General features: G+C 42.8%; 10 protein-coding genes and 1 pseudogene. 6 read left to right on the top strand and 5 right to left on the bottom strand.

The window, feature by feature from the left end:
• Positions 1-134 precede the first annotated feature (134 nt).
• Positions 135-203, top strand: a pseudogene (locus O9290_RS28330) (type II toxin-antitoxin system RelE/ParE family toxin); the annotation flags it as partial.
• Positions 204-221: 18 nt separating this feature from the next.
• Here O9290_RS28330 and O9290_RS25195 read toward each other — a convergent pair.
• Positions 222-587: a hypothetical protein gene (locus O9290_RS25195; protein ID WP_288057391.1), complete on the bottom strand. Its 366-nt coding sequence runs from the start codon at positions 585-587 to the stop codon at positions 222-224.
• Positions 588-881: 294 nt separating this feature from the next.
• Between O9290_RS25195 and rpe the strand changes: the two genes are divergently transcribed.
• Complete coding sequence (rpe, locus tag O9290_RS25190) at positions 882-1,589, top strand: ribulose-phosphate 3-epimerase (protein ID WP_002759286.1); 708 nt, start codon at positions 882-884, stop codon at positions 1,587-1,589.
• Here rpe and O9290_RS25185 read toward each other — a convergent pair.
• Positions 1,586-1,708 (bottom strand): hypothetical protein, encoded by a 123-nt coding sequence (locus O9290_RS25185; protein ID WP_288057393.1) that lies wholly within the window; start codon positions 1,706-1,708, stop codon positions 1,586-1,588. The genes rpe and O9290_RS25185 overlap by 4 nt on opposite strands.
• Before the next feature lie 154 nt (positions 1,709-1,862).
• A complete protein-coding gene (gene hisN, locus O9290_RS25180; RefSeq protein WP_288054687.1) occupies positions 1,863-2,669 on the bottom strand; it encodes a histidinol-phosphatase in 807 nt (268 codons plus the stop codon).
• A 638-nt stretch (positions 2,670-3,307) separates the two neighbouring features.
• Here hisN and O9290_RS25175 point away from each other — a divergent pair.
• The 3 genes from O9290_RS25175 to hypF are packed head-to-tail and all read left to right on the top strand — an operon-like array spanning position 3,308 to position 6,740.
• Positions 3,308-3,718 carry a coiled-coil domain-containing protein gene (locus tag O9290_RS25175; protein ID WP_002774349.1) on the top strand — a complete coding sequence of 137 codons (411 nt, stop codon included), beginning with the start codon at positions 3,308-3,310 and terminating at the stop codon, positions 3,716-3,718.
• A gap of 52 nt (positions 3,719-3,770) precedes the next feature.
• On the top strand, positions 3,771-4,445 hold the full coding sequence (locus tag O9290_RS25170; protein ID WP_002759281.1) for a hypothetical protein: 675 nt from the start codon (positions 3,771-3,773) through the stop codon (positions 4,443-4,445).
• Positions 4,446-4,472: 27 nt separating this feature from the next.
• Positions 4,473-6,740, top strand: coding sequence for a carbamoyltransferase HypF (gene hypF / locus O9290_RS25165; protein ID WP_288057198.1), 2,268 nt, complete (start codon positions 4,473-4,475; stop codon positions 6,738-6,740).
• Between the two features lie 355 nt (positions 6,741-7,095).
• On the opposite strand, the gene O9290_RS25160 is transcribed toward hypF, so the two are convergent.
• Positions 7,096-7,386, bottom strand: coding sequence for a hypothetical protein (locus tag O9290_RS25160; RefSeq protein ID WP_288057196.1), 291 nt, complete (start codon positions 7,384-7,386; stop codon positions 7,096-7,098).
• Between the two features lie 365 nt (positions 7,387-7,751).
• Between O9290_RS25160 and O9290_RS25155 the strand changes: the two genes are divergently transcribed.
• Positions 7,752-9,482, top strand: coding sequence for a diflavin flavoprotein (locus O9290_RS25155; RefSeq protein ID WP_288057194.1), 1,731 nt, complete (start codon positions 7,752-7,754; stop codon positions 9,480-9,482).
• Between the two features lie 142 nt (positions 9,483-9,624).
• On the opposite strand, the gene O9290_RS25150 is transcribed toward O9290_RS25155, so the two are convergent.
• Positions 9,625-10,306: RNA-guided endonuclease InsQ/TnpB family protein (locus tag O9290_RS25150; protein ID WP_288087649.1), on the bottom strand; the 682-nt coding region annotated here is incomplete at its 5' end.

The following is a 10,306-nucleotide window of genomic DNA, read 5'->3' as shown; positions in this document are numbered from 1 at the left end:
GGCTCTTCTCGACTTTGTGTGATAATTTTTGCTTATAGAATCGTGAAATATTTACTGGGAAAGACTTTTAGGAGTATTTTGCTGAAGAAACTATCAGTATAGACCCCGTTTCCACACAGAAACCAGAAGAGCCATTCGTTGAATATGAGCAGAAACAGGCAATTCTTTTAGAGTCAATTGGGACTCACGATGAAGTTTATTAGTGCGGATGATTATTGCGCTCAGTTTGGAGAAACCGAAACAGAATCAAGATAAAAAACCTCATTAACGGCTATTTCAGCTTTTTTGAGCGCAATTTGCCATTCTAAGTCAGCTATTTCTCGATCGAGTTCGGCAATTTCACTATTAACTTGCTTTAAATCGGCGATAATTTCTTGTTTACTGCGTTTTCTACCGTAGATAGCCAGTTCATCCTCTTGTAATTTCTCAAGGATAGAGTCTAGGGAACCGGTTAAATCGGCCGAGGGACTATCCATAATACCTAGACGCATCAATACCTGTACCGCTTTGACAACGTCTTGCTGATAGGCTTCTCTAGAGGGGTAATCTTGGGGGTTTTTGAGATTTAAAGCGTCAATGATATTCATATTTCAGGTTATGAAGGTTAAATGCGAAACTGTGATTATGTCACACTTATATACCTCAAGTTTCTAATAAATTCCCTAACAGGGATGGCAATATCTTTTATTTTAGAGTAGAAATGCTTGATTGTCAGTAGCGGTTATTGCTCTACAACAATCACAAATTTTTGTCTGTTACAATTTATACAAAATGTTCTGGGATTACCCCGACTGAAAACTCAAATCCGATTAGTGATCACTGATCACTGATTGCTGATAAGATTGTTACGAAAATATAAACACGAAATTCTATAGTTAGCCATGACCCAAAACGGAAGCTCGAAGTCGATCGTTGTCTCTCCCTCGATCCTATCGGCGGATTTTAGTAAATTAGGAGCCGATATCGAGGCTGTGGATAAGGCAGGAGCCGATTGGATTCACGTTGATGTGATGGATGGTCGTTTTGTCCCGAATATCACCATTGGACCCCTGATTGTCTCCGCTATTCGTCCCTATACGAAAAAACCTTTAGATGTGCATTTAATGATCGTCGAACCGGAAAAATATGTGGCTGACTTTGCGAAAGCGGGTGCTGACATTATTTCTGTTCACGCTGAACATAATGCTTCTCCCCACCTCCATCGTACTCTTTGCCAAATCCGCGAACTCGGTAAACAAGCGGGTGTGGTATTAAATCCCTCCACTCCCCTAGATTTAATCGAATATGTGCTGCATTTGTGCGATTTAGTCCTAATTATGAGCGTTAACCCAGGTTTTGGTGGCCAGAGTTTTATCCCGGAAGTTGTCCCCAAAATCCGTCAATTACGTCAAATGTGCGATGAAAGAGGCTTGGATCCCTGGATTGAAGTGGATGGCGGCTTAAAACCGGCTAATACTTGGCAAGTTCTCGAAGCGGGTGCAAATGCGATTGTAGCAGGTTCGGCGGTATTTAATGCCCCCGATTACGGGACGGCGATCGAAGGTATCCGTAACAGCAAACGTCCCCAACCTCAATTAGCCACCGTTTAATTGCCGCGGGGGTGGGTTAGCTGTTGATTAATTAGGGTCTGCTGAAAAAGTTTTTTGTGGGGACAGGGTGTGGGGTGTGGGGTGTGGGGTGTGGGGTGTAGGTTTTTACTGATTCCCATCTGGTCAATTACCTAATTTTCAGAGAAAAAGTCCCGTAATTTTCCCACGATCACTCCCATAACTGGTACTTTTTGATTGACAAAAAGTCTAAAAGTCTTACCCAACAAGGTTTTTAGATTTATTCAGCCAGCCTTAATTATCTTAGTATTCGCACTAACCCACTCTGCTGATTTGTTCTAAAACCTGCTGCCATAAACCGGAATTAGAGACGGCTAAAACTTCGCTAGAATCAGCTTGTAGGGGATTACCTGACCAATCGCTAATTATTCCGCCCGCACCTTCAATAATCGGGATTAAAGCACAAAAATCGTAGTATTTCAGGTCTGATTCTAGGATTACCATCGGCATGGCAGTGCAGCCGGTGGCTAACATCATATAGTTATAGCAATCACCCCCAAAAGCGGTACGTTTACAGACGCTTTGCAGCTGACGAGCGATCGCTTGTTGTCGTTCTGTGATAAACATTAAGGGAGTGGTGGAGGCTAAACAGGCATTTTTTAAGACAAGTTCCCGATCTTGACGGTAGGGATTAACAATCATCTGGTTATTATAAAGACTCGCTTTTCCCTTCACTCCTAACCAGCGATCGCCTAAAATCGGTTGATCGACAATTCCTAAAATCGGTTGATTTTCTGCCACTAAGCCGATTAAAGTTCCAAAAATCGGCAATCCTTTGACAAAAGAGGATGTGCCATCGATGGGATCTAATACCCAATAACGACCACTTTGGGAGGGAATATTAGCTCCTTCTTCCCTAATAACGCCATCTTCAGGCAATTCTCGCCGAATAATCGCTACCATCGCCTCCTCAGCTTCTTGATCGGCGATTGTTACTATTGAGGAAACTTGCTCGAGTTTTGTCTCGGTTTCTAGATGGGGCTGCCGAAAATAGCGCCGGATAATCTCTCCAGAAGTGTCCGCTAATTGATGAGCTAGTTGGATAGTGCGATCGATATTCATGAGGGGAAACAATACAGCAGAATTTAGAAGACAGGAGACAGGAGACGGGAGACAGGAGACAGGAGTAGGGAGTGTGGGAAGTGGGTAAGTGGGTAAGTGGGGAAGTGGGTAAGTGGGGAAGTGGGTAAGTGGGGAAGTGGGTAAGTGGGGAAGTGGGGAAGTGGGTAAGTGGGTAAGTGGGGGATTTAGCGGAAATTTCCCTATCACCCTAAATCCCTATTGCCTCTTGCATAGTGCGATCGATATTCATCAATAAAAATTATCCATACAGGAAAACAATAATGTTTATTTATGGTAAAGGGGAAGTGGGGAAGTGGGGAAGTGGGGAAGTGGGGAAGTGGGGGATTTAGCGGAAATTTCCCTATCACCCTAAATACTTATTGCCTCTTGCATAGTGCGATCGATATTCATCAATAAAAGTTATCCATACAGTAAAACAATAATGTTTATTTATGGTAAAGGGGAAGTGGGGAATTGGGGAAGTGGGGGAAATTTGCCTATCACCCTAAATCCCTATTGCTGCGTCGAACCTAGAACTATCAATGGGTAACAGCTTGATTTTGACTCCATAATTAAATTAGTCAACGATCGACTCAATCTCAAGACGAGAAAAAATTAATCTATTAGGAGTTTAGCTGATGACGGCTTTTACGGAAAATGACCTAAAAAGGTTAGAAAATCTGATTATCAATGGACAAAAAGCGATCGAAACTCGTTTAACTTCTCTGGAGAGTGGACAAAAAGCGATCGAAACTCGTTTAACCTCTTTGGAGAGTGGACAAAAAGCGATCGAGAATAGCGTCGGAGAGATCAAAAGAGAAATTCAGGTCTTAGAGATAGGACAGACGGAAATTAAGGGAGAAATCAGGACTTTAGACGCAAAAATCACCGGTTTAAATGAAAGAGTGCAACTCATCGAGGCATCCGTGGGAAAAATTCCCGATTTAGCCGAAAAAATTGGGGAGGTAAAAAACTGGAAACAGATCGGTATATCGATTGTGACTGCTTTTGTGGGTGGGGTAATTGGTTGGTTAATTCGGGGAAAATAAAACTAGGCAATGTAACATAGTATTAAGCATTTGTATATTTTTATTAATTTTTATGGAACAGACAGCTTTAAATCTGATCGCGATTACCGTTTTTTCGATCACTCTTTCCGTATTTGTCACCCCTTTGCTGTCTATTTCGCCTTTTGTCCCCGCTTTAGCTACTTTTAGCCTCTTGGGATTAGTTACCGTTGATACTCTCACCTTTAATAACCGAGGCGTGACTTTACTACTGGATGCTCTTTCTCCTAGTAAACACCGTCAAAGAGTTATTCACCACGAAGCCGGACATTTTCTCACCGCTTATATTTTAGGCATTCCGATCGCCAGTTATAGTTTGACCGCTTGGGAAGCCTTTCGTCAAGGCCAGGAGGGAGTCGGCGGTGTTCAATTTGAACTAGCAGATTTAGAGCAAAAAGTCAAGAACTTTACCGATTTTCCCGCTTTTTTAGAGAGAATTTCTACGGTGTGGATGGCGGGAATTGCTGCCGAAACCTTAGTTTATGGTAAAGCGGAGGGGGGAGAAAGCGATCGATTTTATCTGCAATCGGCCTTAAAATTAGCGGGGGTTTCCGAGAATAATTATGCCCAAAAAGAGCGCTGGAGTTTATTACAGGCAAAAACTCTTTTAGAAAAACAACAGACTGCCTATCAAGCTTTAGTGATAGCTATGGAAAAAAGGGCCAGTGTGGAAGAATGCTGTCGGGTGATTAGTGAAAGTTTAGTATAACGGGAAAAGTAATCAGGGATGAATTTGATGTTTTCCCCGTTAAATTATCAATCCGATCAGCGATTAGCTTTAATTGTGCGCGGAGCAGTACAAGGAGTCGGTTTTCGTCCTTTTGTTTATCGATTAGCAACGGAATTAAACCTAACGGGTTGGGTGAATAATACAGCAGCGGGAGTTTTTATTGAAGTCGAGGGCAATCGAGACAAACTAGAAACTTTTTTGACTCGATTATCTTTAGAAAAACCACCTCAATCGCTAATTGAAAATATTGAGACTCAATGGTTAAATACCGTCGGTTATCAAAACTTTAGCATACGTCCTAGCAGCGGCGGTGAAAAGAATACAATTGTTCTGCCAGATTTAGCCACTTGTCCCGATTGTTTAGCCGATATTTTTGACCCTAATAATCGTCGTTATCGCTATCCTTTTACTAACTGCACTAACTGCGGTCCTCGCTACAGTATCATCGAGAGTTTACCCTATGATCGCAGTGCCACAACTATGAGGGGTTTTAATCAGTGTCCCGAATGTCAAAGGGAATACGAAAACCCTCTGGATCGCCGTTTTCATGCCCAACCGAATGCCTGTCCTCGTTGCGGACCCCAAATTAGTCTTTTAGATAGTCAAGGCTCTGTATTAGCGGAAAAAGATCAAGCTTTAATCGCCACTGCTAGAGCAATTGAACAGGGAAAAATTATGGCGATCAAAGGATTAGGAGGATTTCACCTAGTTGTCGATGCAAGAAATACGGAAGCAGTGCAAAAATTGCGACAACGTAAACAGCGACCAGATAAGCCTTTTGCCGTGATGTATCCTAATCTTGAGTTAGTGAAAAACCACGGTTATGTATCTTCTTTAGAATCGCAATTATTGCAGTCTCCTGCTGCGGCAATCGTCCTGATCAAACAAAGAAAAAATTATCTTTCTGCTGCCGTTTCTCCGGGTAATCCCTATCTAGGAGTCATGTTACCCTATACTCCCCTACACCATCTTTTATTAGCAGAATTAGGCTTTCCTATTGTGGCAACCAGTGGTAATCTAGCCGATGAACCTATCTGTATTGAGGAAAAAGAAGCTTTAGAAAAATTGGGAACTATCGCCGATTTATTTCTAGTTCATAATCGTCCTATTGTTCGACCAGTGGATGACTCTATTATCAGGGAAATGGCGGGAAAAGCGATGATTTTGCGGCGAGCGCGGGGATATGCTCCCTTTCCCATTAAAGTTAATGATGGAGATTTTCCCCCGATTTTGGCTGTGGGAAGTTATTTTAAAAATACCGTGGCTATCTACCAAAAAAATCAAGTTTTTATCAGTCAACATATCGGCGATTTAGATACGGTTAATGCCGTCAATCATTTTGAAAATATCCTCGATAGTTTAAAAAAATTATACGAGTTTGCACCCGAAGTTATTGCCTGTGATGCTCATCCTGAATATCTAGCGACCAAGTACGCTTATAGCTTAAATTTGCCCGTTATTCCCATTCAACACCATTACGCTCACGTTTTATCCTGCATGGCAGAACATCAGCTACGACCTCCGGTTTTAGGGGTTGCTTGGGATGGAACAGGATACGGTTTAGACGGCACAATTTGGGGGGGAGAGTTTATCCATATTGCTGCCGATTCTTGGCAGCGAGTCGCCCATTTTAAACCCTGGCTATTACCGGGAGGAGAAAAAGCGGTTAAAGAACCCAGACGAGTGGCTTTAGGATTACTAGAAGTTATGGAAAATACTGATAGGATAAAATCAGCTTTTAGTGAACAGGAATGGTCTATTTTTAGGCAAATGTTAACCAAAAAAATTAATTGTCCTTTAACTTCTAGTGTCGGGCGTTTGTTTGATGGTGTGGCGGCGATTCTAGGTTTATGTTATCAATTAAGTTTTGAGGGACAGGCAGCAATGCAGTTAGAATTTGCCCTTGAGGGCATTAAAACGGAGGAATATTATAATTTTTCTTTATCAGCTGACTCACCCATAGTTATTGATTGGAATCAGCTAATTTTAGGAGTTGTTGAGGATTTAGAAAAACAAGTACAAATCGGCATAATTGCCGCTAAATTTCATAATAGTTTAAGTGAGATTATTGTAGAAATTGCTCAGAAAATAGGCAGAGAAAAAATTCTCCTGACGGGAGGCTGTTTTCAAAATCGTTATCTGACGGAAAGAACAATTAATCGCCTACAAGCTTCGGGATTTCAACCCTACTGGCAGCAAACTGTTCCCACTAATGATGGTGGTATTAGCCTTGGTCAAATTATCGGGGCTTTTTCTAAACTTAAACAGTTCTAGATAGGACAAAATTAACTTCTTGGTTAGGATAGACAAGAGGCAAGGGGTGCCTCTCACATTTGCAGAAATACCGACAATCAGCAATTATCAGTGACCCTTAAATTATTACAGACATATCAGCAGCTGCCTGTAAGCATCCCACCGAAAAACCAATGCGCTCTAGGGTTTGGGTAGGGTTGATTCATGAATCAACCCTACTATAGAGTTCTTGCATAATTAATTTTTGAGAGTGCAAAAATGAGATGCACCCAGAGGCAAGAGGTAGTTATAAGCGTTAAAGATAAACCACAGAGACACAAAGAACAGAGAGAGCCGATTTTTTTCTAGACTGTTGAGATGGTCGAAAATTGAGATTTTAGTTTAAACGATGCCACTCAACGATTTTATTGCCTACTTTCAAAATAATTGCTTGACCTAAACCCAGTTCTTGTGTCACATTAACTAGATGGGAAAAATTTTGACGGGTGATTGCTAGTCCCTGCAAACAGGCTAGAAAATCGAGACAGAGAACCGTAGAGAATTCCCAGGTTTGTCGGTAAACACGGCAATTATCTGGTAAAAAAGCCACAAGAGCGCGAAAATGAGTCAAAGCGGCTTTCTCAAAATTGGCGCTAGTGCAGTCAAAAGACGAGTGCTGATAGCTCATAAAAACTTTGCCTGATAGGGAGAGAGCAGGGTTTTCCTCAGACTAGCACCTCGCTTCTGGGGATCACGTTCCCTTTAGAATTTCTCAATAGACTGGTAAATCCCCCCAGAGGAGTATTGTTACCCGCGAGCCAATTGCTAGAAGCTAGGTTTCTTCCCAGAGATAGTGTACTGTAGATATTGATGTCCTTCCGGCTGGCAAGATAACCTATAAATTTCCCCACTCGTCCCTAGCGATAAAAGGCTGTATTTAGTCAAAAATCAAGTGTTGACTTTGATGCCAAACTTGCCTAGTAAAAAATGATCACAGCCTCAAGTTGCCGCTTAACTAATTGACTACTTAACTGATAACTGGTAACTAAGATTATGAATAATGCAATTGTCAAACCGAGAGATGTACAAGTAGCACCGATAGCCGCCGATACTTTTGTCTTTCGTTCCCGCACTTGGGACCGGTTAAAATTCGAGATCGAATACGGATTACAAAAGGGAACCACCGCCAATAGTTATCTGATTAAAAGTGAAAAGGTCGCTCTTTTTGATCCCCCGGGGGAATCATTCTCGTCCATATTTTTAGAGGCTTTAACTAAAAGAATCGATCCGAAAACTATTGATTATATTATTCTCGGTCACGTTAACCCCAATCGTGCCGTCACCCTCAAGGCACTTTTAGAAATCGCGCCTCAAGTCACTTTTGTTTGTTCTAATCCGGGGGCAATTTCCCTGAAAAAAATTCTTGAAACCGAAGCATTAAATCTGTTGGTTATCAAGGGGGAAGAAATATTAAATTTAGGAGCAAACCATCAATTAGAATTTATCCCCACTCCTAACCCCAGATTTCCCGATCAACTCTGTACCTACGACAGCAAAACCGATATTCTCTACACCGATAAATTATTCGGAGCGCACGTTTGTGGCGACCAAATTTTTGATGAGGGTTGGAGCGTTTATAACGAAGATCGGCGTTATTATTTCGATTGTCTCATGGCTCCCTATGCCAGCCAAATTAGCAACGCTTTGGAGAAATTAGCCGCTAAATCGCCCTTATTTTATGCCGTTGGTCACGGTCCTCTGGTGCGTTACGGGATGCACGAATTGACCCTTTCCTATCAACAATGGTTAGCAGTACAAAAGTCCCAAGAGTTGACAATCGCCCTGATTTATGCTAGTGCCTACGGCAACACCGCCACCCTTGCTCAAGCGATCGCCATGGGAATCACGAAAGCGGCAGTAGCAGTGACGGCGATTAATGCCGAGTTCGCTGAACCAGACGAGATCAAAACGGCGATCGAAAAAAGTGTCGGTTTTATCTTTGGTTCCCCCACTTTGGGGGGACACGCACCGACTCCCATCCAAACCGCCTTGGGGATTACCCTAGCAAATGGCGATAAAAGCAAGCTGGTGGGGGTTTTTGGCTCCTACGGTTGGAGTGGTGAAGCGATCGATCTTTTGGAAGGTAAATTCCGGGATGGCGGTTATCGCTTCGGTTTTGAGCCAATTCGGGTTAAATTTAAGCCCACGGAGGCAATTTTAAAGACCTGTGAGGAAGCGGGAACCGATTTCGCTCAAGCAGTCAAAAAAGCTCGCAAAAGCAGACAACCGAAAACTAATGTTAACCAATCCCAAAGCGATCGGCGATCGCAAGCCCTGGGCCGTTTGGTGGGTTCTCTCTGTATCGTCACCTGCGAATTGGGGGAATTGCGCGGCGCCATGTTAGCCTCTTGGGTGTCGCAAGCGACGTTCACCCCCCCCGGATTGACTATTGCCGTGGCGAAAGAACGAGCGATCGAGTCTCTGCTTTATAGCGGTACGCCTTTTGTCCTTAATATCCTCCAAGAAGGTCAACATTTGGCTTTAATGAAGCATTTTCTTAAACCTTTTTCCCCCGGAGAAGATCGTTTTGCTAATATCGAAACCACTAAAGCTGAGAACGGTGGGCCGATTCTGGCCGAAGCGCTCGCTTATCTGGAATGTCGGGTAGAACAACGAATGGAGTGCGGTGATCATTGGCTGCTTTATGTGATCGCAGAAAAAGGCAGGGTTTTACACCAGGGTTTAACCGCCATCCATCATCGCAAATCTGGCAGTTATTATTAACTCATGGTGACGGGCAAGGGATCGCAAAAAACAAGGGTTTCGGCTGATCCCGAAAGTGAACAATACTCTCCCCTATCCTTCTGCTACTGTTTGTAAAACAAGATCATTGACATCCTCACCGCCGTAAACGGACGGCGATTCCCTACAGATCAAACAAACTTAATTGAACGATCTTTGGATGGGTTGACGCTTCACGGGATGCTGCTTCTTTAACAGAAGTCTTACACCTTCCTCTGCGTCCGTTTTTTGAGGTCTCCGATTGCCCACCGGCGACCTTGATATTAATTGCGGCGTTCACGTCCCTATCATGGAAAGTCCCACAAAAAAGACATTCCCACTCACGGATATTTAATGCTTTCTTACCGCCGATATTCCCACAACAGGAACATCGCTGAGACGTTGGCTCCCATCGGGAAATTATCCGAAAATCACGCCCATATTTATCAGATTTTGCCGATAGCATATCTCGAAAAGAACGCCATCCCAAATCTGATATAGCACGGGATAACTTGCGATTTTTAACCATTCCCGATGTGTTTAAATCCTCTAAAATTATCGTTTGATTTTCACGAACAACTCTAGTGGATAGTTTATGCAAGAAATCAGTACGAGTGTCTTTAATCTTTGCGTGGATTTTAGCTACTCGTTTCCTAGCTTTTTCCCGTCGTTTACTTCCTTTCTGTTTTCTAGAAAGGTTTTTCTGTGCTTTTCTTAGTCGTTTTAATCGTTTCTTTAACGGTTTCGGTGCGTCTATCTTTTCTCCTGTTGAGAGGGTAGCAAAGGTAGCAATCCCTAGATCAATTCCCACTGACTCCCCATTATTG

Source organism: Microcystis sp. LE19-41.2A (assembly GCF_027530405.1).
Lineage (GTDB): Bacteria > Cyanobacteriota > Cyanobacteriia > Cyanobacteriales > Microcystaceae > Microcystis > Microcystis aeruginosa.
This window is presented reverse-complemented; position numbering and strand designations above follow the sequence as displayed.

Bases quoted from the DNA above. Each gene is read 5' to 3' on its own strand.
- O9290_RS25195 (WP_288057391.1), bottom strand. From the start codon at position 587: ATGAATATCATTGACGCTTTAAATCTCAAAAACCCCCAAGATTACCCC.
- rpe (WP_002759286.1), top strand. From the start codon at position 882: ATGACCCAAAACGGAAGCTCGAAGTCGATCGTTGTCTCTCCCTCGATC.
- O9290_RS25185 (WP_288057393.1), bottom strand. From the start codon at position 1,708: ATGGGAATCAGTAAAAACCTACACCCCACACCCCACACCCCACACCCC.
- hisN (WP_288054687.1), bottom strand. From the start codon at position 2,669: ATGAATATCGATCGCACTATCCAACTAGCTCATCAATTAGCGGACACT.
- O9290_RS25175 (WP_002774349.1), top strand. From the start codon at position 3,308: ATGACGGCTTTTACGGAAAATGACCTAAAAAGGTTAGAAAATCTGATT.
- O9290_RS25170 (WP_002759281.1), top strand. From the start codon at position 3,771: ATGGAACAGACAGCTTTAAATCTGATCGCGATTACCGTTTTTTCGATC.
- hypF (WP_288057198.1), top strand. From the start codon at position 4,473: ATGTTTTCCCCGTTAAATTATCAATCCGATCAGCGATTAGCTTTAATT.
- O9290_RS25160 (WP_288057196.1), bottom strand. From the start codon at position 7,386: ATGAGCTATCAGCACTCGTCTTTTGACTGCACTAGCGCCAATTTTGAG.
- O9290_RS25155 (WP_288057194.1), top strand. From the start codon at position 7,752: ATGAATAATGCAATTGTCAAACCGAGAGATGTACAAGTAGCACCGATA.